The sequence below is a fragment of the Paracoccus sp. J39 genome (assembly GCF_000518925.1).
Classification (GTDB): Bacteria; Pseudomonadota; Alphaproteobacteria; order Rhodobacterales; family Rhodobacteraceae; genus Paracoccus.
In genome coordinates this window covers 141601-164645 of record NZ_JAEN01000009.1, presented here as the reverse complement: position 1 = coordinate 164645, position 23045 = coordinate 141601, and the positions used below count along the sequence as shown (strand labels likewise).

The window sequence follows — 23045 nt, the reverse complement described above, 5'->3', positions numbered from 1 at the left end:
TCCTCGGCGCGCGCCGGCGCCCGTGACTTCTTTCTTGTGCAAATATCCCGGGGTGAATTGGCCGCAGGCCAAGAGGGGCAGAGCCCCTCCGCCGCGGGTGCCGGGCGCCCCGCTCATGCCGCCGCCTCGGCGCCGGCCCGGGCCCGGTCCCAAAGCGCGCAAAGCCGGCCAAAGCGCCGCCGCATCTCGGCCACGGCCTCGGCATCGCTGCGGCGCCCGGCCAGCCAGTCGCCCGCCACCTCGGCGAAGATCGTCCGGCCGACGGCAAAGCCGCGCACCAGTTCGTGCTTCGCCGCCTTCTCGAAACTGGCGGCCAGCTCGGCCTCCGGCGCCTCCAGCCCCAGCACCACGATGCCGCGCAGCCAGGGATCATGCGCCCGGATCGTCTCCACCGCCTGCTGCCAGGCGGCATCGGACCGCAGCGGCTCGAGCTTCCACCAGTCGGGATAGACGCCGATCTCGTACCAGCGCCGGATCAGCGCCGCCGTGGTCCCGTCATCCACCGGCCCGACCTTCGAGGGAATGATCTCCAGCAGGAATTCCAGGTCATTGGCCCGCGCGGCCTGATAAAGCCGGGTGACCGTCGCTTCCTGATCGGCGCGCATCGCCGTATCGTCCTCGGGATGGCAGAAGCACAGCACCTTGACCACCTGCCCCGCCGGCCATTCCATCAGCCCCTGGCAGGCCGCGCCCAGCTCCGGCTCCAGCCGCAGGGGACGCGAGCCCGGCCATTCGCAGGGCCGCCCGACCCAGAGCCCGGTGCCCGCCGCCGCATGCAGCGCCGCCCGTCCCAGCCGGTCGTCGCACAGGATGCCATAGCCCGGGCGGCCGTCCTGCACCTCCAGCGCGGCCTGCAGGCAGAGCTGCTTGAAGGCGCCGATCCGTTCCGGGGTCGCACCCTCCATCTCTTCCAGCTGCATGCGGTGGTCGAAGGCGAAGGCGCGGATGTCGCCCTCCAGGGGATGCAGGTTGGTGGCGCGGTGAATGCGCTCCAGCGCCGCATCCTTGCGCAGCGCCCGCTCGCGGATGCCGCGGCGCAGGAAGAACTCCAGCTCGGCCAGCGAGGGATAGGCGGGCGTGCAGCCGTGGCGGCTGACGGCGAAGGCGCCGCAGGCATTGGCGTATTCCAGCGCCCGCGGCCAGCTCTCGCCGTCGAGCCAGCCCTTGAGCAGCCCCGACATGAAGCCGTCCCCGGCGCCGAGCACGTTGAAGACCTCGATCGGGAAGCCCGGCCCGGTCTCGCCGCTGTCCCAGCCCTCGACGGCGCCGGTGAAGGCCACGGCCCCCGCCGCCCCGCGCTTGCAGACCAGCACCGCGGACGTAACGGCGCGCACGGCGCGCAGCGCCGCCAGCGTGTCGGTCGAGCCGCCGGCGATGTGGAACTCCTCCTCGGTGCCGACGATTAGGTCGAAAAGCGGCAGATGCGCCTGCAGCTTCGCCGTCACCGTGTCGCTGGCGATGAAGCGGTTCTCGCCGTCGCCATGGCCCGAGAGCCCCCAGAGATTCGGGCGATAGTCGATATCCAGCGCCGTCTGCGCCCCGTGCCTGCGCGCCAGATGCAGCGCCTTCAGCACCGCGGCCTCGGTGCGCGGATGGCTCAGATGCGTGCCGGTGGCGACCACGGAACGCGCCTGCGCGATCAGGTCTTCGTCGATGTCGTCCTCGCACAGCGCCATGTCGGCGCAGTTCTCGCGATAGAAGATCAGCGGAAAGCTGTCCTCGTCGCGGATGCCCAGCAGCACCAGCGCCGTCAGCCGCTCGGGATCGGTCGCGACGCCGCGCAGGTCCACCCCCTCGCGCGCCAGCTCCTCGCGCAGGAAGCGGCCCATATGCTCGTCGCCGACCCGGGTGATCAGGGCCGAGCGCAGCCCCAGCCGCGCCGTGCCGCAGGCCATGTTGGTCGGAGAGCCGCCGACATATTTGCTGAAGGACCGCATGTCCTCGAGCCGCCCGCCGACCTGCGCGCCATAAAGATCGACCGAGCTGCGGCCGATGGTGATCACGTCCAGCGTCCTGGTCATCCCCTGGCCTCCACGGGTTCCGAGACCGCCGCCCGCAGATGGTCCATGCTGGCCCGCAGCGCGGTTTCGATATCCTCCAGCGCATGGACCTCGGGGGCGAAGGGCTCGAAGCTGATCGGGCCGTCGTAGCCGTCCGCCAGCAGCGCCCGCAGCTGCGCGACGTTCTCCAGCCGGTCGTCGGCATCGACCAGCAGGCGATGGCCGTCCAGCATCGTCGCGACCGCCAGCGACGGATCGGTCACGCCCGAGACATGCACGAGCCCGGTGCGATGCGGGAAGAATTCCGTCTCGCCCGCCAGATGGTGGTGGAAGCTGTCATGCAGCAGGCGGAAGGCGTCGAACCCGCCGGCCTTGGTGATGGCGGCGACGGCCTCGGCCTTGCGGCGCAGCGCGCTTTGCGGAAAGCCCAGCGGCTCGACCAGCCCTATCAGCCCGCGCGGCTGCAGGATGGCGCGCAGCCGGTCCAGCGCCGCCACCGTCTCGGAATGGGCGATCTCGGTGCCGTCGTTCAGCGGACAGAGCACCAGCGCCTGCGCCCCTGCCCCGGCGGCGAAATCGGCCAGCCGCTCGGCGCGGGCGGCGAGGTCCTCGCTCCAGCGGTTGAAGGGATAGAGCGCATTGACCGACAGGATCGAGACCCCGGCCTCCGCGGCCATGCGGGCGATCTCGGCCGGGGCCTGGCCGGTCACGTCGGGCAGGTCGTTGCGGATCTCGACCTCGGTGCAGCCGAGGCGGCGGGCCAGGGCGAAGAACTCGGCCAGCGAAAGCCGGGGGGCGACGATATGGTTCAGGGCGAAGCGCATGGCGGACCTCAGGCGTAAAGGGCGGGACGGGGGGGCAGTTCGATCCTGACGGACTGGCCTTCGGATTCCTGGGCGGCGACGCAGGCATCGGCGGTGACGGCGGCGACATAGCCGTCCCAGGCGGTCGGGCCGGCGGCGGTGCCCTCGGCCGCCGCTTTCAGGAAATCGGCCAGTTCGTAGTCGTAGCTGTCGATGAAGCGGTCCTTCCAGTCCATCAGGATCGGCTGGCCCAGCACGGCGCCCGAGCGGGTCTGGATGCTCATCGGCTCGGGCAGCTTGGCGGTGCCGTCCTCGCCGACGATCTCGCACTGGATGTCATAGCCGTAATGGCAGTTCACGAAGATCTCGACATAGATCACCACGCCCTTGGCGGTTTCCAGCACCACCACCTGCGGGTCGCGCAGTTTTTCATGGGCGCGGGGCGATTTGCGCGGGAAGAACACCCGGGCGCTGACATAGTCGTCGTCCAGCAGCCAGCGCAGCACATCGATCTCGTGGATCAGCGTGTCGTGGATCGCCATCGGGGTCTGGTAATTCTCGCCCACCCGCGGGTTGCGATGCGCGGCATGGACCATCAGCGGCGCGCCGGTCACCTCTCCCACCGCCTTTTTCAGCGCGACATAGCCGGGGTCATAGCGGCGCATGAAGCCGACCTGCACCAGCCGCTTGCCGGCGGCCTGCTCGGCCTCGACGATGCGGCGCGCGCCCTCGGCGGTGGTGGCCAGCGGCTTTTCGCAAAAGCACGGCTTGCCGGCGGCGATGGCGGCCAGCACGTATTCCTCATGCGTCTGGCCCCAGGAACAGACGAGGATCGCGTCCACATCCGCATCCCGGATCAGCGCATGCGGGTCGTCGAAGATCCGCGCCTCGGGGGCATGGTCGCGCTGGCAGGCTTCGGCATTGGCGCGGTTCACGTCGTTCAGGGCGGTGACCCGTGCACCGGCCAGCACCCGGTTGATGCGCCGGGTGTGGTCCTGGCCGATGGCGCCGGTGCCGATCACTCCGATCTTCAGGGTCATGGTCATTTGCTCCAATAGGTGTCGATGTAGCGTTGCATTTCGTTGCGCATGAATTTTCCGGACTGGTCGGCGCGGTCCTCCCAGGCAAAGACGCAGGCGGTCATGATGCCGTCGAAGCCGATCTCGGCCAGGGTGCCGAAGAAGTCGTCCCAGGGCACCTCGCCCTGGCCGATGTCGAGATGCTGGTGGATGCGCGCCTGCGTGCCCGGCGGGTTCAGGATATAGCGCAGGCCCGAGCTGGCCTTGTGGTTGAAGGTATCGCCGACATGGACATGCGCCAGCACGTCGGCGGCCTCGCGCAGCATCGCCCGGGTGTCGTCGCCGAAATAGAAGGTATGCGGCGCGCAATAGAGAAACTTCACCCGCGGCGAGTTCACCGTGCGGATGATGTCGAGCGCCGGTTGCAGCGTCTCGCACCAGTCCTCGGGATGCGGCTCGACATGCAGGTTGATGCCCTCGCGCTCGAAGATTGGCACCAGCTCTTCCATGCTGCGCCACCAGGCGTCCTCGCAGGACTCGATCATGCTGCCGGTGTGGCAGCAATAGCAGCTGCCCTTGTCGGGATGCGGGCCGCGGCCGAATTCGCTGTTCATGGTGTCCACGCCCAGCTCGACGGCGATCTCGATGGCGCGCTTCCAGTGCCTGACCGCGGCCTGACGCTCGGTCTCGTCGTTCGAGGCCCAGCGATACATCGGCAAGAGGCTGGCGATGCCGACCTCGGCATCCTTCAGCGCTTGCTTCAGCGCCTTGATGCGGTCGGGAAAGACGCGCGGGGCCTTGAACCATTCCAGGAAATCGCCGCGCGGGCTCAGCTCGATCCAGTCGTAGCCGAGCTCCTTGACCTTGGCGGGGATCTGCTCCAGCGGCAGGTGGCGGTGCATGAAGGGGTCTATGGCGATTTTCATGGCTTCCTCAGAAGGTGACGGGCCGGCCGGTCTCGGCAGAGCGGGCCATGCCGTGGATGATGCGTTCGATGGTCAGCCCATCGGTGAAGTCGGGCCAGGCGCGGGCGGTGCCGGCGATGGCCTGGCGCAGCATTTCCGCCTCGACCACCTTCTGCTCGTTGAAGCCGAAATTATGGCCGGGGGCCGGGCAGAAGGCGGCGAAGCCGGGCTGCGCCGGACCGGTCAGGATGCGGCGGAAGCCGTCCGCCTGCGCCTCGCCGGGCTGGTAGAGCCACAGCTCGTTCATCCGCTCCTGGTCGAAGCGCAGCGTGCCCTCGGTGCCCTGCACCTCCCAGGCCAGCCGGCAGCGATAGCCGCGCGCCACCCGCGAGCAGGAGAATTCGCCCGAGGCGCCCGAGGCGAAGCGGACCAGCGCCTGGGCCTGGTCCTCGTTCTCGACCGGGGCCGTGCCGCCCTGGTGCGGCCGCCGGGCGATCACCGTGTCCATCTGCGCCTGGACCCGCGCCACCGGCCCCATCAGCGCCAGCATGACGGAAACCAGGTGGCAGCCCAGATCCCCCAGCGCGCCCAATCCGCCTTCGGCACGGGTCAGCCGCCAGCTCCAGGGCAGCTGCGGATCGGCCATGTAATCCTCGTCATAGATGCCGCGGAAATGGATCGGCCGGCCGATGGCGCCCGAGGCGACCATGTCCGCGGCGGCGCGGAAGGCGGGCGAGCGGGTATAGTTGTAGCCCAGGATGGTGACGCGGCCCGAGGCGCGGGCGGCAGCCTCCATCGCCTCGGCATCCGCGACGCTCAGCGCCATGGGCTTTTCCAGCCAGACATGCTTGCCCGCCGCCAGCGCCGCCTCGGCCATCTGGCGATGCATGCCGTTCGGCGTGGCGATCGAGACCACGTCGACGGCCGGATCGCCGACCGCCGCGCGCCAGTCATCGGTGGCGCGGGCAAAGCCGAAGGCGGCGGCGAGTCCGGCGGCCTTGTCGGCGGGCGTGTCGGCCAGAACCTCCAGCCGGGGCGGCAGGCCGCCGAAGGCGGTGGCGAGGTTGCGCCAGGCCATCGCGTGGCACTTTCCCATGAACCCGGTGCCGATCAGGGCGACACCGAGGGATTTCTCCGTTGCGGTCATCGGGCTTACTCGTCTTTCGGGAGGGTCTCGGGGGTGACGGGTCCGGAGAACGACCGGATATTGCGCCCGGGCGCTCCGTCCCCTGCCGGCGCCATCAGGGTCAGGCCTTTCATCATCGCCCCCCTCACGCCTTCTTGCGCTTCTTCTGGCGATAGACGTCGGCGACGACGGCGGCGACGATGATGACGCCCTTGATCATCTCCTGATAATAGGCGTCGAGCCGCAGGAAGGTGAAACCCGAGATGATGACGCCAAAGATCACCATGCCGATCATCGTCCCCAGGATCGAGCCGCGCCCGCCGGTCAAGGACACCCCGCCGATCACCGCCATGGCGATGGCGTCGAGCTCGTACATCGTGCCCATGCCGGCCTGCGCCGTCAGGCCACGCGCCGCGACCACGATCCCGGCCAGCGCCGACAGCAGCCCGGCGATGGCATAGATCTTGACCAGCTGGCGCTCGACATTGATGCCCGAGACGCGGGCGGCCTGCGGGTTGGCGCCGATGGCATAGGTGAACTTGCCATAGCGGGTGTAGCGCAGCGCGACATGGAAGATCAGCGCCACCACCAGGAAGATGAGCACCGGCATCATGCCCCGGCCGATGGCGGCGAAACCGTCCGAGGGGAAGCTGATCGGCTGGCCCTTGGTATACCATTTCGCAAAGCCGCGCGCCGTCACCATCATGCCCAGCGTGGCGATGAAGGGCGGAATTTTCGTATAGGCGATCAGCGCGCCGTTGATGGTGCCGCAAAGCAGCCCGAAGATCAGCCCCGCCGCGACCGGCACCACCACCGGCAGGCCGGTCAGGTCGGGATAGATCGCCCGTTCGTATCCCGCCGCCTGCGCGAGGCTCATCGAGATCATCGCCGTGGCGCCGACGATGGAGCCCGAACTGAGGTCGATGCCACCCGAGATAATGACCTGGGTCACGCCGATGGCGATGATCCCCACCACCGAGACCTGCAGGATCATGATGGACAGCCGTTGCCAGTTGCCCAGGAAGCTCTGCCCCTGCATGATCCAGCCCAGGATCTCGAAGGTCAGGCTGATGCCGACCAGGACCAGAAGGATGTTGAGTTCCGCCATCATCGGGCGGTGGCGGCGCGGTGCGGCGGCCATGCTTGCGTCTGACATGGGTTCCTCTCGTTACTTGGCGGCCAGCGACATGATCTTGACCTGATCGGCCTCGGCCCGGTCGAGAAAGCCCGACACATGGCCTTCGTGCATCACCATGATGCGGTCGCTCATTCCCAGCACCTCGGGCATTTCCGAGGAAATCATGATGACGGCCACGCCCTGCGCGGCCAGATTGGTGATGAGGCGGTGGATTTCCGCCTTGGCGCCGACGTCGATGCCGCGCGTGGGTTCGTCCAGGATCAGGATGCGCGGCTCGGTCAGAAGCCAGCGCGCGATCAGGAGCTTCTGCTGGTTGCCGCCCGACAGGTTCTCGACCGCCTCGTGCAGGCTCGGCGTCTTGACCCGCAGCTTCCGGGCCATGTCCTCGGCCTTGGCGGTGATGGCCTTGCGGTCGATGAAGCCATTCTTCACATGGCTCTGGGTGATCAGCGCCGTCTGGATGTTTTCGAGGCAGTCGAGGATCAGGAAGCAGCCGCTTTCCTTGCGGTCCTCGGTCAGGAAGGCCATGCCATGCGCCATGGCGTCCGAGGGGCAGGTGATCCGCACGTGCCGCCCGTCGATCAGCACGTCGCCGATGGGCGCGGGATGCACGCCGAAGATCGCCTCGGCCACGTTCGAGCGTTTCGAGCCGACGAGCCCGGCGATGCCCAGGATCTCGCCCTTGCGGACCTCGAAGCTGACGTCGTGGAACACGCCCGGCAGGGTCAGGTTGCGGACCTCCAGGATGGTCTCGCCGATCGCGCAGTCGATCTTGGGGAACATCTCGGTGATCTCGCGGCCGACCATCATGCGGATGATGTCGTCGCGGGTCACGCTGCTCGACGGATGCGTGCCGACATATTTGCCGTCGCGGAAGACGGTGAACTCGTCGGCGATCTCGAACAGCTCGCTCATCTTGTGGGTGATGTAGACGATGCCGATGCCGCGCGATTTCAGGTCGCGGATGATGGCGAACAGATGCTCGACCTCGGCCTCGGTGATGGCGCTGGTCGGCTCGTCCATGATCAGCACGTCGGAATTGTAGCTGACCGCCTTGGCGATCTCGACCATCTGCTTCTGCGCCACGGTCAGCTCGCTGACCTGCTGGTCGGGGTCCAGCCGGATGTTCAGCCGGCCCAGAAGATCGGCGGTCATCTGCCGCATGCGGGTGTGATCGACAAGCCCGACGCGGTTCAGCGGCTCGCGGCGGATCCAGATGTTCTCGGCCACCGTCATCCAGTTCATCAGGTTCAGTTCCTGGTGGATCATGGCGATGCCCGAGTTCAGCGCGTCGAGCGGCGTCTTGATGTCCAGCGGCTGGCCGGCAAAGCGCACCTCGCCGCCATCGGGGGTGTAGACCCCGGCGATGATCTTCATCAGCGTGGATTTGCCGGCGCCGTTCTCGCCCATCAGCGCGTGGACGGTGCCGGGGCGGATCTTCAGCTGCACCCCGTCGAGCGCCTTCACGCCCGGAAACTCCTTGGTGATGTTGTCGACTTCCAGAATGTATTCGCCCTGCCAGGCGCTGGTCCGGTCAAGCATCGGCTTCCCCCTGTCTTGATCGGGCGGGGCCAGGACGGCCCCGCCGCAAGGCTCAGTTCCTGGAGAGGAACTCGTCCAGGTTCTCGGGGGTGACGAGCTGGAAGGGCACATAGACCTTCTGTTCGACCGGCTCGCCCCGGGCAAGCTTCAGCGCCGTCTCGACCGCGCCCTGGCCCTGCCCGGCCGCGTCCTGGAACACGGTCACGTCCAGATCGCCGGCCTTCATCGCCGCCAGCGCGTCCTGCGTCGCGTCGATGCCGCCGATCACCACGTCATCCATCGGACGCCCCGCCGATTTCAGCGCCTGGATGGCGCCGATCGCCATCTCGTCATTGTTCGAGATCACCGCGTCGAATTCGGTTCCGGCGGAAAGCCAGTTGCTCAGCAGATCGGCGCCCTGGGTGCGCGACCAGTTCGCGGTCTGTTCCTGCACGATGGTGATGAAGCCGCAATCCGGCGTCGCCAGCACGTCCTTGATGTCCTGGGTCCGCATCCGCGCCGCCTGGTTCGACAGCTCGCCCATCAGCACCACGGCCTTGGCCTCGGTCTTGCCCTGCTCCTTGAGCAGGCGGCAGATCTCCTGCGTCTGCAGGGTGCCGGATTCCTTTTCGTCCGAGGCGACGAAGGCCTGCTTCTCGGGCAGGCTGTCCAGGTTCACCGGCTGGCGGTTGACAAAGACCAGCGGGATGCCCGCGTTCTGGGCCGCCGCGCTCATCGCGATGGTGGCGTCGGTATCCACCGGGTTCACGATGATCGCATCGACGCCCGAGGCGACGAAATTCTCGATCTGGTTCAGCTGCTTGCCGACGTCGTTCTGCGCGTCGTCGATCTGGATGGTCACGCCGTCCAGCGAAGCCGCATGCTCCTGCATGCCGTTGCGCAGCACGGTCAGGAAATTGTCGTCGAACAGCGCCATGGTCACGCCGATATTCTCGGCCATGGCCGCGCCCGAGACCGAAACGGCGCAGGCGGTCGTCAGCAGAAATGCTCTCATCCTTGTCCTCCCCTATCTGTTCCGCAGGCCCCCGGCCCGCCTGGGAGCGGCGCAGTCGAAACGCGATCCCGCTCCCGCAAACCGGCCCGCGCTATCCTCCTCCGCGGACCGTGAGGGAGATTTCCGCCAGAAAGCGATTCTGGTCAAACGGTTCGAGAGGATTTTTCCATCATGGATGATATAAAAAGATCGAATTATGATAGTTTTCCATCACCGGCAATCACAAACTCTCGGGCGTGACGACCAGCGAGGTGACGAAACGCTGGCCGGGATTCTCGGCCATGCCATGTTCCAGCACATGCGCCGCGGCGCTGAGCAGGTCCGCCGCCAGCGGCTGCAGGGGCGTCGCCAGCACCACCGAGACCACGCCCTGCAAAAGCCCCTGCCGCGATTCCGGCGTCAGTTCGTTCACGATCAGCGCCACCTTGCCGCCCAGGCCCAGCTCCTGGATGGCGGCGATGGCGCCCTCCATGCCGCCGCCGGCGCAATAGATGCCGGCGAGGTTCGGATGGCGAGAGGCGATCTCCAGCGTCGTCTCATAGGTCAGCTGCCGGGTTTCCAGGTTGATCATCGTCTCCAGGAAGGCGATTTCCGGCGCGTATTCGCGGAAATAGCTGCGAAAACCCGCCTCGCGCAGGTCATGGCCGTGAAAGCGGTGGCCGCCGATGAACAGTGCCAGCTTGCCCGGATGGCGCATGATGCGATGCATCAGCCAGGCCGCCGTGCGCCCGGTCTTGAGGTTGTTGGTGCCCAGATAGGCTTCGCGCACCCCGGCGGCAAAGTCGGACAGCAGCGAGAACACCGGGATGCCGCGCCCGCGCAGCATGGCCACGGCCGAGGTGACGTCGTGATGATCGACGCCGGTCGCCGCCACGGCCTGCACCTTGCCGGCCATGCCGGCAATGGTTTCGGCGAAGTCGGCCGGCGATTGGCCGGGAGAGAAGCGGATGCTGAGCCGCCAGCGACGCAGCGGATCATGGCGCGCGGCTTCTTCGATGCGGGCGGCGAAGTCCTGATAGAAGGCATGGCGCTCCTTTTGCAGGACCACGCCCAGATGCAGCTCGGGCACATGCGCCAGCGCCCGGGCCCGGATGGCCGGCGCAGCGTGATAGCCGACCGCCTCGGCCGCCTCGGACACCTTGCGCGCGGTTTCCTCGCGCACCTTGGCCCGGCCGTTCAGCACGCGATCCACCGTCGCCACGCTGACACCGGCCGCCTTGGCCACATCCTCGATCGTCGGACGCCCTGCCATGTTTCCCCTCATTCTCTTGATGGGAATCGTGAGGGAGTTTTATCAGGATTGCAATGCCCCTGTCGCGGTCAACCCATGCCCAGCGGGTCTCGGCGATGGCGTGCCCGCCGCTTGTCGTCGCGCAGGCTCCACAGCGCGATGGCGCCCCAGGACAGGCAGTAGAGCAGCCCCGCCCCCAGCACCAGCCAGCCCGGGATCGGCCCTATGGCGGCGCGATCCTGCAATTCGGCGGGCGATTGCAGCGCGGCCGGATGCACCGCGATCTTGCCCAGATAGGCCAGGGTCTGGATCAGCAGGATCCAGAAGTAATTCCGCCGGATCCGCCGGCCGATGGCGGTGCGCAGGCTGACGTGATAGGCCGGGCGGCGGTAATCGGCGGCCAGCCGGTCCTGCCAGCCGCTGTCCAGCCGCAGGTCGCCGTCGCTGAGCATCGGGGCCATGAAATGCAGCTCCATCCAGCGGCAGCGGGCGCGCCAGACGTTGAAATAGCGATAGCGCCGCGCCTCGAGCATCAGGAAGAAGACGATCAGGATGCCGACCAGCACCAGCGGCAGGGGCGAGGCCTGCGGCGAGGAAAAGGTGATCGACAGCGCCACCCCCAGCGTCACCACCGACCAGTTCGTGGTGGTGTCGAGCCGGGTGCGCCAGATCGTCGAGCGATAGATCTCGGCCCGGTAGAGATGGGCCAGCGCCCCGATCTCGGCCGTGTCCAGCGGCTTGCGGCCGTTCCCTGATCCGTCCATGCGCGCATTCCCCCTGCGACCAGATTGGCAGGGCTTGGTTTTCCGGGCAAGAGCCGCATTTTCGGGCAGCGGCGCCCGGCGCGCAGCAAGAGCCCTCCGCGGAGCATCACCGGCCCGGACTCTTCGCGGCTCGCCGCCGGGCGGGCCGACGGCCATGCGGCTTGCAGGTGCGGCACGGCCCCTTCGCGATCCGGACCCCGCCCGTCCTGCGTCAGACCCACGCGTGCGCGACTAGGGGCCGCCCTGCGGAGCCTTGTCCTCCGCGATCTCCTCCGCCGCTGCGCCGGTCGGCAGCGGCAGGCGGATCTCGACCCGCAGCCCGCCCTCGGTGCGGTTGGACAGGGTCAGGCTGCCGCCATGTGCGCGGATCACGTCCTGCGCGATGGACAGCCCCAGCCCCGCGCCGCCGGTTCCGGGATTGCGGCTTGCCTCGCCGCGCACGAAGGGCTCGGTGACATGGGGCAGCAGCGGTTCGGGGATGCCGGGGCCGTCGTCCTCGATGACGATCAGCACCGCCCCGGGGCCGGACTGCAACCGCAGCCGGGCGGGGCCGGCATAGCGCCGCGCATTGTCCAGCAGGTTGCCGATCGCCCGCCGCATCGCCACCGGCCGCAGCGGCAGGATCAGCGGCCCCGCGCCGGCATAGGTCACGTCGCGGTCGGCGCAGAGCCGCGCCAGCAGCGCATCCAGATCCTCGGGCCGCGCCGGCTCGGAGTCGCCGCCGGCCGAGGCGGCGTGCAGCAGCCCGTCCGCCATCACCGCCATCTCGTCCAGCGCGCGGATCATGTCCTGGCGCTGATGCTCGTCCCCGAGCAGCTCGGCGCGGATGCGCAGGCCGGTGATCGGCGTGCGCAGGTCATGGCCGACGGCGGCCAGCATGCGCATGCGCTCGGCCTCGAAACCGGCGATGCGGCGCTGCATGTCGTTGAAGGCATGGGCGGCCTCGCGCAGCTCGCTGGCGCCGCATTCGGTCACACGGGCGCTGCGGTCGCCGCGCCCGGCCGCCCGCGCCGCCTCGGCCAGCGCCTGCAGGGGCCGGGTCATGCGGCGGATGAAGATCAGCCCCACCGCCAGCGTGCCCAGCAGCGAGGCGGTCAGCGGCGCGAAGAAGCCGATCTTCCACTCCCAGGCCCGGGGCGAGGGCAAGGGATAGGCCAGCGCGTTCAGCCAGCGCCCGGCCTCTGCCCCGCGCTCCAGCCGGACCGAGACCAGCAGCAGCGGCGCGCGGCCCTGGACCTTTTCCGTGCCGCCGTCGCGGATCTGGATGTCGAGCCCGGGCAGATCGACGGCCAGCTGCGCCTCATGCGCGGGCAGCCGGGCGCTGCCGGGCAAGTCCAGCGGCGCGGCATCCAGCGAAAAGCGGGTGAAGCCGGTGCTGCTGCGGTCGGGCAGCGAGCGCGCCGTCTCGGGCTCGGCCAGTTCCAGGGCCGTGACCAGCGCCGATAGGCGATGCAGGTCGCCCTGCAGCCGCACCGCGCGGTCGAAGGCGGTGCCCTCGCGGCCCAGCAGGATCGCGGCGATCAGGTTCACCCCCAGAAGCGCCGCGACCAGCAGCAGCGAGAACCGCGCGGCAAGCCCGTCGGGCCACGGCATGGCCCGCCTCATGCCAGTTCCTCGACCTCGTCGGCGGCCAGCCGGTAGCCGCCGCCCCATTCGGTGACGATCAACCGCGGCGCGCGCGGGTTTTCCTCGATCTTGTGCCGGAGGCGGCTGACAATGTTGTCCACGGCGCGATCATAGGCCCGGGCCTCGCGCCCCGCCAGCAGGTCCAGCAGCCGCATCCGCGACAGCACCTGGCCGGGATGGTCCAGCAGCAGGCCCAGCAGCCGGTTCTCGCCCGAGGTCAGCGCCACCCGCTGGCCCGAAGCCAGCGTCACCTCGGCCCGGCCGGGATCGTGGACCAGCCCGGCAAAGCGCCGCCGCCGGGTGCCCGGGCCCGGCAGCGCCGGCGGCACGCGGCGCAGCACCGCGCGGATCCGCGCCAGCAACTCGCGCGGGTCGAAGGGCTTGGTGACGTAATCGTCGGCGCCGAGTTCCAGACCCGCCACGCGGTCGCCCTGCGCGGCGCGCGCCGTCAGCAGGATCACCGGTACCCGGCGGCTGCGCGCGAGATCCGCGCAGAGGCTCAGCCCGTCTTCGCCCGGCATCATCACGTCGAGGACGATCAGATGCACGCTCTCGCGGCCCAAAGCCAGGCGTGCCTCGGCCGCATCGGCCGCGAGGCAGGTGCGAAAGCCGTTGCGGCGCAGATATTGCCCCAGCGGCTCGCGGATGTCGCGGGCGTCGTCGACGATGAGGATGCGCGGTTCGCTGGCTTCGGTCATGCGGCTTGGCCCGGTTCGGAAACGGCGGAACGGCGGCACCGCGAGGGCGCCGCCGCGAATGCGGTCTGGGCGGGCAGCGCATCCGCCGCCCGCCGGTTTTTCAGAATGTCGAGGTCAGCGACAGATAGAAAGCCCGCCCCGGTTCGTTGAACGTGTTGGCGCCGGTGCTCGAGTCGGTGCGCAGCACGGCCCTGTCGAAGAGGTTGGTCACCCCGGCCGACAGCCGCGCCTTCTCGGTCATGTCCCAGCTCGCCCCCAGATTGACCAGGGTATAGGGGTCGCGCTCGTTCGTCTCGTCGAACTCGGCATTGGTGATCGAGCTGACCGTCGGCGCCTTGATCTTGCCGTAGCGCGTGGCGGAAAGCGTGACCGTCACCGTGTCCGAGGCGAACCAGTCCAGCGAGGCGTTGACGGTATAGTCAGGCACCAGGCTCAGCGGCTCGCCGTTCTCCTTCTTCTCGGACTTGATCATCTTGGTGAAATTCGCCGAGAAGGCGAAACGGTCGCCCAGATCGGTCGAGAAATTCCCCTCGAGCCCCGAGATCACCGCGTCCTTCTGGTTTTCCCAGCGATACAGCCGGTTGGTCTCGGCGCCTTCGTTGTATTGATAGGTCCCGGCGCCGATGCGGTTCTGATAGTCGTTGTGGAAATAGGTCAGGCTGGCCTCGATGCCGTTATGGCCGGCATAGGCGACGCCGATTTCCTTGTTCAGGCTGCGCTCGGGCTCAAGGTCGGGATTGCCCAGCACATAGCAGGGCCCGCCGACCCGCACGCCGTCCACATAGGGGCAGCCGTTGCCGCGGGTGGTATAGACATAGTTCGGGTTCAGCTGGAACAGGTTCGGCACCTTGAAGGCGCGGGCCACGCCCAGCTTCATCGTCCATTCGTCGTTGAAGCGCCAGGTCGCGTTCAGGCTGGGCGACCAGTTCGTGCCGAAATTGTCGTTATAGTCGAAGCGCAGGCCCGGGGTCAGGGTCAGCTGCCCGCTCCATTCGATATTCGCCTCGGCGTAAAGGCCGATGGTGTTCTGGTCGATCTTGGGGTCGCGGTCGGCCGGATCCTCTGGGACGCCGGTCTCGCCGCCCAGCTCCGGCGGCAGGGTATTGGTGGTCGAGACCGCGTCATGCATGAACTCGCCGCGGTAATCGGCGCCCAGGGTCACGCGGCTGGGCTTCGAGCCCAGGCTCATCGGGAGGATCCATTCCGTCTTGGCGGCGACCGTGTCCAGATCGATGGTGCGGTATTCATAGGCGTCGTTCGTGCCGTCGCCGTCGGTATCGACGCAGGGGTTGGGGTTGTCCTCGACCGACCCGGCATTGCCGTTGCAGATCCGGGAATTGCCGGTGTTCTCCCACTGGATGTAGCTGTGCGATTCGCCGAAATCGTATTCGCCGCGATGGGTGACCGAGAAGGTGCGGCGATACATGCGGTTGGTTTCCGAACCCAGCAGCTCGGCCAGCCCATCGTCCACGGCGCCGCTGCGGGTATCGCCGGCGTAATCATTGCCCTGGCGCGAGAAATCCGTCTCGAAATCGAGGTGATGGCCGGGGGCGAGGTTCCAGCTCAGCAGCGCGCCCAGATCCTTGTTGGTCACGCCCTCGCGGCCGGCCAGCGGCGGCAGGAGCTCGCCGCTCTCGGGATCGATGCGCGGCGGGTTGAGGTCGGCCGCGTCGCCCTCGGTGCGGTTGTAATTGCCGAACAGCCGGAAGGTCAGCGTCTCGCCCACCGGGCCGGCCAGCATGAAGTTGGCGCGGTTGGTGCTGCCTTCCTTGCTGTTCTCGGGCACGTTCGTATGCATCGAGACCTGGCCGGTGAAGGTGTCGGGGCGCTTGGTGATGATGTTGACCACCCCGCCCGAGGCGCCCGAGCCGTAGCGCGCGGCCGCCGGGCCGCGGATCACCTCGATGCGTTCGATCATCTCGGCCGGCACCCAGTTCGAGTCGCCGCGGGTGTCGCGCTCGCCGCCGCGGCTCATCTTGACCGCGTTGCGCGACATGACGGGCTTGCCGTCGATCAGGATCAGGGTGTTTTCCGGCCCCATGCCGCGAATGTCGATCTGGCGCTGGTTGCCGCGCTGTCCGGTGGCGGTGGCTCCGGTCAGGTTCACGCCCGGCATCTTGCGGATGATTTCCGAAACGTCGTTCACCACCGGCGATTTCTCGAGATCCTCCTCGGTGATCTGCGACACGCCGAGCGATTGCTTGACCTGTTCCTCGGCCGTCAGCACGACGGTATCCAGAACCACCGTGTCTTCGGCGGCATCTGCGGCCTGCGCCAGCGCGGATCCCGAAAAGGCCGGGAGCGACATCAACAAACAAACCGCCGTGCTCGCGCCCCGGCGAGCGAAAAGCATCCCCATCACCTGCTCCTGTAGATTTGATCCGAAGGTGGCTGGCGGAATGCGGGCTTGGCTGCTTCAATCACTTGCGGGCAGGCGCATCAATCTGTCGGGCGGGATTCTTTTGTCGCGAAATGTCGCAGGCCGGCGCGTGCCGACCGGGCCGGGCCCGTCAGCCCAGCCGCTCGATCAGCGCCATGGCGGCCTGGGGATTGCGCATCTTGTGGCCGCTGATGACATAGAGATAGACGTCGCGCGGCCCCGCCGCGGCATTCGGCCCGGCATAGTCCAGCCCCTCGGGCAGGCCGCCCAGGGCCCAGATGCGCGCCCGCTCGGCCCAGAGGTCCAGCGCCGCCTTGGAATAGCCCAGGGGCTCGTCTTCGGTGGTGCCCATGATGCGGGCATAGACGAAGGGCGCGGTCGGGTCGGCGATCTGCGGAAACTTGCCATCCGCCGCCACCGCCGCCGCGACGCCATGCTCGCGCAGCAGCGCCGGGAATTCGGGGCAGCGGAAACTGTCATGGCGCACCTCGACCACATGGCGCAGCGCCCTGCCCTCGACCGAGGCGGGCAGAAGCTTCAGGAAGGCCTCGAAATCCGCCGGGTCGAATTTCTTCGTCGCCATGAACTGCCAGTTGATCGGCCCGAGCTTGTCGCCCAGCAGCATCACGCCGCCGGAAAAGAAGCGCGCGATGGTCTCGCCCGCCTCGGCCAGCACCTTGCGGTTGGTGGCATAGCGCGGCGCCTTCACGGAAAAGACGAAATCCTCGGGCGTCTCGTCATGCCATTTGCGAAAGCTCTCGGGCTTCTGCGCCCCGTAATAGGTGCCGTTGATCTCGATCGAGCTCAGCTGGCGGCTGGCATGTTCCAGTTCGCGCCGCTGCGGCAGGCCCTCGGGATAGAAGCTGCCGCGCCAGGGCTCATAGGTCCAGCCGCCGATGCCGATGCGGATGCGCCCCATCCCCTTCTTGTCCATGCCTCGCCCTCCTGTCGCTGCGACTCAGGGGATCATAGCCCAGGAGGGCCGGCACTCCGAAACCTGCTTTCAATCCGCGGCGCGCTTGCGGGTCAGCGAGAACTTGTAGGGCGAGACGCCGTATTGCGTCCGGAACACCTTGGAGAAATACGAGGAAGAGCCGAAGCCGCAGGCCACCGCCACCTGCATGACGCTGAGATTGGTCTCGGTCAGCAGCGAGCGGGCGTGCTGCAGCCGCACCTTGTTCAGGTATTGCAGCGGCGTGGTGTCCAGATAGCGCTGGAACAGCCGTTCCAGCTGGCGGCGCGAGATGCCCAGATGGCTGGCGCATTCGCCCAGATCGACCTCGTCCTCGACATGGGCCTCGATATAGGCCACCGCCCGGATCAGGTGGTCGTTGCGGGTGCCCAGCCGCACCGAGAGCGAGCTCAGCTGCTCTTCCTCGCCGCGCCGGATCTTGCCCAGCAGGCACATGTTCATCACCGCCTGGCTCAGCTCGGCGCCGTAGTAATCCTCGATCAGCTTCAGCGCCAGCTCGGCCGAGGCGACGCCGCCGGCGCAGGTGACGATGCGCTCGTCGATGCAGAAGATCCGCCGCTCGGGCGCGAGGTCGGGATATTTCTCGGAGAAGTTCGGGATGTTCTCCCAATGCAGGGTAAAGCGGCGGCCGTTGAGGATGCCGGCGCGGGCCAGCGCATAGGCGCCGGTGCAAAGCCCGCCGACCGTGCCGCCATGCCGCCATTGCTTGCGGATCCAGTCGGTCAGCTCGGCGCTGCAGGCCGCATCGGGCTCGACGCCGCCGCAGACCAGCACATAATCCGCGCTCAGCGCCTCGGACAGCGGCGCGTCGGGGACCAGCGGCACCCCGTTCGAGCAGGTGATGGGCGCCCCCGTCTCGCTGTGCACGCGCCATTTGAACAGCAGCTGTTCGGTCAGCTGGTTGGCCACCCGCAACGGCTCGATGGCCGAGGTGAAGGCCAGCATGGTAAAGCGCGGCATCAGCACGAAAGAGACCGTGATCGGCGCCCGGACCGGGGCCGAAAGCTTCACATGGGCGATGCCCCGCGCGATATAGCGTTCGCTGTCGTCGGCAGATTGCGGCACGATACCTTTCCCGAATGCTGCGCCCGGCGGGCGGGCCCGGCGTCGGTCCCGCATTGCCACAAGGCGCGGGGCGCTGCCAAGCCCCCTGCCCGCCCGTTTCCCCGCGGCCCGGCCCGCCCGCCCCGCCCCCGGACCGGACGGATCCGGATTGGCCGCCGGTCAGCCAAGGCGCGCGACCCGGTGCTAGAACAACCCGTGGCTGCCGCCGACCGCGCCGATCGCCGCCACCACCGACAGCGCCAGCAGGATGCGGTGCATCCGCGCCAGCCGCGCGAAATCGCGGCCCGGCTCGGACGAGTGCTGCATGCGGCGATGCAGGAACAGCGGCTCGATCAGGTAGAGCATGGCCGAAAAGACCAGCCAGACCGCCAGCATGGCATGCATCCAGCAGAACCGCGCCTCGGCGAAGCGGTGCCACATGTCGCCGCGCCAGACCATCCAGAAGCCGCTGGCCCCGGCCAGCAGCACCCACAGCCGGGCCTGCGGGGCGAAGCGCCCCTCGATGCGGTGAAAGAAGCGCAGCCGCTCGGCCGCCGGGAAGGCGGCGGCGACGGCGGGGATCAGCACCGTGGTGACGAAGGCCACGCCGCCGATCCAGAACAGCACGGCGACGACATGGACGATTCGCGCCAGGGTGAAGTCGTCCATGACGCCCCCCGCCTCAGGCCGCCAGCAATTCGTCGGCCGGGCCGAAGAATTCGTAATGGATCCGGTCCGAGGGCACGCCCGCCAGCGACAGCGCCGCGACCGCCGCGCGCAGGAAGGGGCGCGGGCCGCAGATATAGTAATCCGCCTCGCCGACCGGGGTGCTGGCCAGCAGCCATTCCTCGGTGATCAGCCCGGCATGGTCGTAGTCGCGGCCCGCGACCTCGTCCGGCAGCGGCGTCTGGTGGAAATCGGTGACGCGGATCTGCGGCCGCCCCTCGGCCAGCGCGCGGACATGGGCGCGCATCGCATGGGTGTCGCGGTCATGCGTGCCGTGGATGTAATGCACCGGCACCTGCGCGCCCGACTGCACCAGCGCCTCCAGCATGGCGACCATCGGCGTCAGCCCCACGCCGCCCGACAGCAGCACCACCGGCCGCTCGGGACGTTCGGGCAGGAAGAACTCGCCCGCGGGGGCGGCCACCTTCAGCACCGTGCCCGGCGCCTGCCGATGCAGCCAGCCCGAGGCCAGGCCCTGCGGCTCGCGCTTGACCGAGATGCGATAGCTTCGCCCGTCCGGCGCGGCCGAAATCGAATAGTTGCGCTTGGCCGGGGCATGACCGGGGATCTCGAACCAGAAGGTCAGATACTGGCCCGGCTTGTGCGCCATCACCGGCCCGCCATCGAGCGGGCGCAGCACGAAAGAGGAAATGGTGCTGCTTTCGCGGACGATCTCGTCGATGCGGAAGTCGCGCCAGCCGTTCCAGCCGCCCTGCTGCGCCAGCTGCTCGTCATAGATCCGCCGCTCGCGCGCGATCAGGATATTGGCAAGGAACCAGTAGGCCTCGCCCCAGGCCTCCAGCACCTCGTCGGTGGCGGCCTCGCCCAGCACGGCGCGGATCGCGCCCAGCAGCGCCTCGGCGACATGCGGGTAATGTTCGGGCAGGATCTGCAGGCCGACATGTTTCTGGGCGATGCGCTCGACCGCCGGCACCAGCGCCGTCAGATTGTCGATATTGTTGGCATAGGCCAGGATCGCCCCGGTCAGCGCGCGCGGCTGCGCCTCGGATGCGCCCTGGTGCGACTGGTTGAACAGGGCGCTGATCTCGGGGTTCCGGAACATGCGTGCATACATTTCACGCACGATATCAAGACCATGCGCTTCGAGCGCGGGAACTGTGGCTTTGACCAGCGCAATGGTCTGCGCGCTCGGTGGCTGCGGCATGCGGCTTCTCCTGCAAGGTCGCGCGGCGGCGTCTGCGGCCGCGACTCGAAAAACATGTATCGTGGATACATCTATCCTTGCCGCCTGAAACATGCAATCAGGATACATGTTTTATCGGAGTCCGCGATGCGCCTGACGCGCTATACCGATTACGCCATGCGCGTGCTGCTGTATCTGGGCCGCGAGCCCGGGCGGCTTTGTTCGATCGGCGAGATCGCGCAGGCCTACGGCATCTCGCAGAACCACCTGATGAAGGTCATCAACGATCTGGTGCATGCCGGCTTCCTGACCAGCTTGCGGGGCCGCCACGGCGGCATCCGGCTGGCGCGGCCGCCGGCCGAGATCAATATCGGCGCGCTGGTGCGCCATACCGAGGACGATTTCGACCTGGTCGGCTGCGGCCAATGCATCATCGCGCCGGCCTGCGGGCTGACCTCGGTTCTGGACGAGGCGCTGGCGGGCTTCATGGCGGTGCTGGACGGCTACAGCCTGGCCGATGTGCTGGCGCGGCGGCCGGATTTCTCGCATCTGCTGAACCCGGTGGCACCGCGCGAGCCGGCGCGGCCCTGACCCGGATCAGGCGTCCGCGGGCCCCGCGTCGCGTTCCCGAAACGCCCAGTCCTGAAAGGCCAGGGCGTTTTCGGCCAGATCGGCGGGCTGCGGATCGCTGGCGAGCAGGTAATAGCCGAAATTCTCCAGAACGGTGACCGACGAAAGCTGCACCAGCCGGCCGCTGTCCAGGTCGTCGCGGATCATCGCCAGCGGGCAAAGCGCCACGCCCTGCCCGGCCAGGGCGGCGGCGCGCAGCAGGTTGAAATCCTCGAAGACCGGCCCGGCCTCGTCCGGTGCGATCCCGTCGCCCGCCCGCGACAGCCAGGCCCGCCAGGCGGAGGTGTCGGTATCGTGCAGAAGGCCCGCCGCCTTGATCCCGGCCGCCGAGGGCGGCGCCTTTCCCAAGCCGGGCAGCAGCGAGGGGTTGCAGACCGGCGCGCTTTCCCCCGGCAGGAAGCCCAGCACCCGCACCCCCGGCACGGCCGGCGGCCCCTCTGAAAAGACGAAGGCGAAATGCGTGCTGCGGAAGTCGATCTCCTGCCCGTGCATGGCATAGACCACCCGCAGCGCCACCTCGGGATGCGCCTGCCGAAAGCGCGAGAGCCGCGGGATCAGCCAGCAGATCGCCACCGAGGGGATGGCGGCGATCACCAGCGGCTGCGCCTGGCCGGCGCTGCGCACCCGCTTGCAGGCGGCCTCGATCTCGGCCAGCGACAGGCTGAGCGTGCGCGCCAGCTCCTGCCCGCGGGGCAGGATGCGCGGCCGCGGCCCCGAGCGGTCGAACAGCGCCACGCCCAGGAATTCCTCAAGGTGGCGGACCTGATGGCTGACCGCCGACTGGGTGACGAACAGCGCCTTCGCCGCCTCCTTGAAGCTTTTCAGCCGGGCCACCGCCTCGAAGGCGCGCAGGGCGTTCAGCGGCAGAAGCGACATGGGCGTTCCGGAACCGTTTGAGATTTTCTCAAGTGAAGCATGAGAAACCGTCTTTTGACAAGAGCCCCTCCCGGCCCGATCCTGCCGCCATCCGAACCCCCGGAAAGACGAAAGGAACCCCATGCAACGCGACAGGCTTCAGAGTTTCGTCGGCAATGGCGAGAAAGCGGCCCCGACCTTCTCGGCCACCGAGATGCAGCGCCGCCAGGACGCGATCCGCGCGCATATGGCGCAGGCAGGCGTCGATGCGGCGCTGTTCACCTCGTATCACAACATCAATTATTACGCGGATTTCCTTTATTGCCAGTTCGGCCGCCGCTACGGGCTGGTGATCGACCACGACAAGGCGACCACCATCAGCGCCGGCATCGACGGCGGCCAGCCCTGGCGGCGCAGCTTCGGCGGCAACATCACCTATACCGACTGGCAGAAGGACAATTATTTTCATGCCCTCCGCCAGCTCGCCGGCAGCGCCAAGCGCATCGGCATCGAGTTCGACCATGTGAACATCGACCTGTTGGCCCTGCTGAAAGCCGAATTCCCCGGCGTCGAGTTCGTCGACATCGCCGCCCCCGCCATGCGGCTGCGCATGGTCAAGTCGGCCGAGGAGATCGCCCATATCACCGAGATGGCCCGCATCGCCGATCTGGGCGGCGCCGCCTGCGTCGAGGCGACCGCCGTGGGCGTGCCCGAGCACGAGGTCGCGCTGCACTCGACCGCCGCCATGGTGCGCGAGATCGCGAAAACCTGGCCCCATGCCGAACTGCTGGACAGCTGGACCTGGTTCCAGTCCGGCGTGAACACCGACGGCGCCCACAACCCCGTCACCAGCCGCAAGATCGAAGCCGGCGACATCCTGTCGCTGAACTGCTTCCCGATGGTCGCCGGCTATTACGTCGCGCTGGAGCGCACGCTGTTCGCTGAACATGCCAGCGACGCGCATATCCGGCTGTGGGAATTCAACTGCAAGGTCCACGACCGCGGCAAGGAATTGCTGGTGCCGGGCAAGAAATGCTCGGAGATCGCCGCCGAACTCAACGAGATCTATGCGGCCGAGAACCTGCTGCAATATCGCAGCTTCGGCTATGGCCACAGCTTCGGGGTGCTCTGCCACTATTACGGCCGAGAGGCGGGGCTGGAACTGCGCGAGGATTGCGACACGGTGCTGGAGCCCGGCATGGTCGTCTCGATGGAGCCGATGATCACCATCCCCGAGGGCATGCCCGGTGCCGGCGGCTATCGCGAGCATGACATCCTGGTGATCGAGGAGGCCGGCAACCGCAACATCACCGGCTTCCCCTATGGACCCGAGCACCTGATCGTCAAGGGCAAGGCCCAGGCCGCCTGACGCCCGCCGCCCGCCGGACCGCCCGGCGGGCAGGCCGGATGCCGATCATCCCCCAGACGCCCGTCGCCGGCCCGCATC

The 23045-nt window shown here is 68.1% G+C and carries 20 protein-coding genes; 2 read left to right on the top strand and 18 right to left on the bottom strand.

Annotated elements, in window-relative coordinates; genetic code table 11:
- Nucleotides 1–113: 113 nt before the first annotated feature.
- The 17 genes from iolC to hmpA all read right to left on the bottom strand — a co-directional run bounded on the left by iolC (nt 114) and on the right by hmpA (nt 20134).
- Nucleotides 114–2021 (bottom strand): 5-dehydro-2-deoxygluconokinase, encoded by a 1908-nt coding sequence (iolC, locus tag L632_RS0111030; protein WP_028716808.1) that lies wholly within the window; start codon nt 2019–2021, stop codon nt 114–116.
- Nucleotides 2018–2824: a TIM barrel protein gene (locus L632_RS0111025; protein ID WP_028713766.1), complete on the bottom strand. Its 807-nt coding sequence runs from the start codon at nt 2822–2824 to the stop codon at nt 2018–2020. The genes iolC and L632_RS0111025 overlap by 4 nt, the downstream gene beginning before the upstream one ends.
- Nucleotides 2825–2832: 8 nt before the next feature.
- Nucleotides 2833–3843, bottom strand: coding sequence for a Gfo/Idh/MocA family protein (locus tag L632_RS0111020; protein WP_028713765.1), 1011 nt, complete (start codon nt 3841–3843; stop codon nt 2833–2835).
- A gap of 2 nt (nt 3844–3845) precedes the next feature.
- The gene (locus tag L632_RS0111015) at nt 3846–4748 is read right to left on the bottom strand and encodes a sugar phosphate isomerase/epimerase family protein (RefSeq protein WP_028713764.1); all 903 of its coding nucleotides are present in this window, start codon (nt 4746–4748) and stop codon (nt 3846–3848) included.
- A gap of 7 nt (nt 4749–4755) precedes the next feature.
- Nucleotides 4756–5874, bottom strand: a complete 1119-nt coding sequence (locus tag L632_RS0111010; protein WP_028716807.1) for a Gfo/Idh/MocA family protein — start codon at nt 5872–5874, stop codon at nt 4756–4758.
- A gap of 124 nt (nt 5875–5998) precedes the next feature.
- Entirely contained in the window at nt 5999–7009 is a 1011-nt protein-coding gene (locus L632_RS0111005; RefSeq protein WP_051416297.1) for an ABC transporter permease, read from the bottom strand.
- 12 nt (nt 7010–7021) lie between these two features.
- Complete coding sequence (locus tag L632_RS0111000) at nt 7022–8533, bottom strand: sugar ABC transporter ATP-binding protein (RefSeq protein WP_028713761.1); 1512 nt, start codon at nt 8531–8533, stop codon at nt 7022–7024.
- 52 nt (nt 8534–8585) lie between these two features.
- Nucleotides 8586–9527, bottom strand: a complete 942-nt coding sequence (locus L632_RS0110995; protein WP_028716806.1) for a sugar ABC transporter substrate-binding protein — start codon at nt 9525–9527, stop codon at nt 8586–8588.
- A gap of 220 nt (nt 9528–9747) precedes the next feature.
- Entirely contained in the window at nt 9748–10779 is a 1032-nt protein-coding gene (locus tag L632_RS0110990) for a LacI family DNA-binding transcriptional regulator (protein ID WP_028716805.1), read from the bottom strand.
- A gap of 68 nt (nt 10780–10847) precedes the next feature.
- The gene (locus L632_RS0110985; RefSeq protein ID WP_028716804.1) at nt 10848–11522 is read right to left on the bottom strand and encodes a DUF2270 domain-containing protein; all 675 of its coding nucleotides are present in this window, start codon (nt 11520–11522) and stop codon (nt 10848–10850) included.
- A 231-nt stretch (nt 11523–11753) separates the two neighbouring features.
- The gene (locus L632_RS23505; protein WP_232220967.1) at nt 11754–13127 is read right to left on the bottom strand and encodes an ATP-binding protein; all 1374 of its coding nucleotides are present in this window, start codon (nt 13125–13127) and stop codon (nt 11754–11756) included.
- Nucleotides 13124–13846: a response regulator gene (locus tag L632_RS0110975; protein ID WP_028713757.1), complete on the bottom strand. Its 723-nt coding sequence runs from the start codon at nt 13844–13846 to the stop codon at nt 13124–13126. Before L632_RS0110975 ends, L632_RS23505 begins: the two co-directional genes overlap by 4 nt.
- A gap of 100 nt (nt 13847–13946) precedes the next feature.
- Nucleotides 13947–16154, bottom strand: a complete 2208-nt coding sequence (locus L632_RS0110970; RefSeq protein WP_232215719.1) for a FepA family TonB-dependent siderophore receptor — start codon at nt 16152–16154, stop codon at nt 13947–13949.
- Between the two features lie 202 nt (nt 16155–16356).
- Nucleotides 16357–17160, bottom strand: a complete 804-nt coding sequence (locus tag L632_RS0110965; protein WP_028713755.1) for a DUF72 domain-containing protein — start codon at nt 17158–17160, stop codon at nt 16357–16359.
- 69 nt (nt 17161–17229) lie between these two features.
- The gene (locus L632_RS0110960; RefSeq protein WP_028716803.1) at nt 17230–18264 is read right to left on the bottom strand and encodes a GlxA family transcriptional regulator; all 1035 of its coding nucleotides are present in this window, start codon (nt 18262–18264) and stop codon (nt 17230–17232) included.
- Between the two features lie 183 nt (nt 18265–18447).
- Nucleotides 18448–18912 carry a hypothetical protein gene (locus tag L632_RS0110955; RefSeq protein ID WP_028716802.1) on the bottom strand — a complete coding sequence of 155 codons (465 nt, stop codon included), beginning with the start codon at nt 18910–18912 and terminating at the stop codon, nt 18448–18450.
- Nucleotides 18913–18925: 13 nt separating this feature from the next.
- Entirely contained in the window at nt 18926–20134 is a 1209-nt protein-coding gene (hmpA, locus tag L632_RS0110950) for an NO-inducible flavohemoprotein (RefSeq protein ID WP_028716801.1), read from the bottom strand.
- 126 nt (nt 20135–20260) lie between these two features.
- Between hmpA and L632_RS0110945 the strand changes: the two genes are divergently transcribed.
- Nucleotides 20261–20704 (top strand): Rrf2 family transcriptional regulator, encoded by a 444-nt coding sequence (locus L632_RS0110945; protein WP_028713751.1) that lies wholly within the window; start codon nt 20261–20263, stop codon nt 20702–20704.
- Between the two features lie 6 nt (nt 20705–20710).
- On the opposite strand, the gene L632_RS0110940 is transcribed toward L632_RS0110945, so the two are convergent.
- Complete coding sequence (locus L632_RS0110940) at nt 20711–21619, bottom strand: LysR substrate-binding domain-containing protein (protein WP_028716800.1); 909 nt, start codon at nt 21617–21619, stop codon at nt 20711–20713.
- Between the two features lie 121 nt (nt 21620–21740).
- Here L632_RS0110940 and L632_RS0110935 point away from each other — a divergent pair, with 121 nt between their 5' ends.
- Nucleotides 21741–22967, top strand: coding sequence for an aminopeptidase P family protein (locus L632_RS0110935; protein WP_028713749.1), 1227 nt, complete (start codon nt 21741–21743; stop codon nt 22965–22967).
- Nucleotides 22968–23045 lie beyond the last annotated feature (78 nt).

What these genes read in the sequence shown, in the direction of transcription:
- iolC (WP_028716808.1), bottom strand. Translation starts at nt 2,021, where the DNA reads ATGACCAGGACGCTGGACGTGATCACCATCGGCCGCAGCTCGGTCGAT.
- L632_RS0111025 (WP_028713766.1), bottom strand. Translation starts at nt 2,824, where the DNA reads ATGCGCTTCGCCCTGAACCATATCGTCGCCCCCCGGCTTTCGCTGGCC.
- L632_RS0111020 (WP_028713765.1), bottom strand. Translation starts at nt 3,843, where the DNA reads ATGACCCTGAAGATCGGAGTGATCGGCACCGGCGCCATCGGCCAGGAC.
- L632_RS0111015 (WP_028713764.1), bottom strand. Translation starts at nt 4,748, where the DNA reads ATGAAAATCGCCATAGACCCCTTCATGCACCGCCACCTGCCGCTGGAG.
- L632_RS0111010 (WP_028716807.1), bottom strand. Translation starts at nt 5,874, where the DNA reads ATGACCGCAACGGAGAAATCCCTCGGTGTCGCCCTGATCGGCACCGGG.
- L632_RS0111005 (WP_051416297.1), bottom strand. Translation starts at nt 7,009, where the DNA reads ATGTCAGACGCAAGCATGGCCGCCGCACCGCGCCGCCACCGCCCGATG.
- L632_RS0111000 (WP_028713761.1), bottom strand. Translation starts at nt 8,533, where the DNA reads ATGCTTGACCGGACCAGCGCCTGGCAGGGCGAATACATTCTGGAAGTC.
- L632_RS0110995 (WP_028716806.1), bottom strand. Translation starts at nt 9,527, where the DNA reads ATGAGAGCATTTCTGCTGACGACCGCCTGCGCCGTTTCGGTCTCGGGC.
- L632_RS0110990 (WP_028716805.1), bottom strand. Translation starts at nt 10,779, where the DNA reads ATGGCAGGGCGTCCGACGATCGAGGATGTGGCCAAGGCGGCCGGTGTC.
- L632_RS0110985 (WP_028716804.1), bottom strand. Translation starts at nt 11,522, where the DNA reads ATGGACGGATCAGGGAACGGCCGCAAGCCGCTGGACACGGCCGAGATC.
- L632_RS23505 (WP_232220967.1), bottom strand. Translation starts at nt 13,127, where the DNA reads ATGAGGCGGGCCATGCCGTGGCCCGACGGGCTTGCCGCGCGGTTCTCG.
- L632_RS0110975 (WP_028713757.1), bottom strand. Translation starts at nt 13,846, where the DNA reads ATGACCGAAGCCAGCGAACCGCGCATCCTCATCGTCGACGACGCCCGC.
- L632_RS0110970 (WP_232215719.1), bottom strand. Translation starts at nt 16,154, where the DNA reads ATGTCGCTCCCGGCCTTTTCGGGATCCGCGCTGGCGCAGGCCGCAGAT.
- L632_RS0110965 (WP_028713755.1), bottom strand. Translation starts at nt 17,160, where the DNA reads ATGGACAAGAAGGGGATGGGGCGCATCCGCATCGGCATCGGCGGCTGG.
- L632_RS0110955 (WP_028716802.1), bottom strand. Translation starts at nt 18,912, where the DNA reads ATGGACGACTTCACCCTGGCGCGAATCGTCCATGTCGTCGCCGTGCTG.
- hmpA (WP_028716801.1), bottom strand. Translation starts at nt 20,134, where the DNA reads ATGCCGCAGCCACCGAGCGCGCAGACCATTGCGCTGGTCAAAGCCACA.
- L632_RS0110945 (WP_028713751.1), top strand. Translation starts at nt 20,261, where the DNA reads ATGCGCCTGACGCGCTATACCGATTACGCCATGCGCGTGCTGCTGTAT.
- L632_RS0110940 (WP_028716800.1), bottom strand. Translation starts at nt 21,619, where the DNA reads ATGTCGCTTCTGCCGCTGAACGCCCTGCGCGCCTTCGAGGCGGTGGCC.
- L632_RS0110935 (WP_028713749.1), top strand. Translation starts at nt 21,741, where the DNA reads ATGCAACGCGACAGGCTTCAGAGTTTCGTCGGCAATGGCGAGAAAGCG.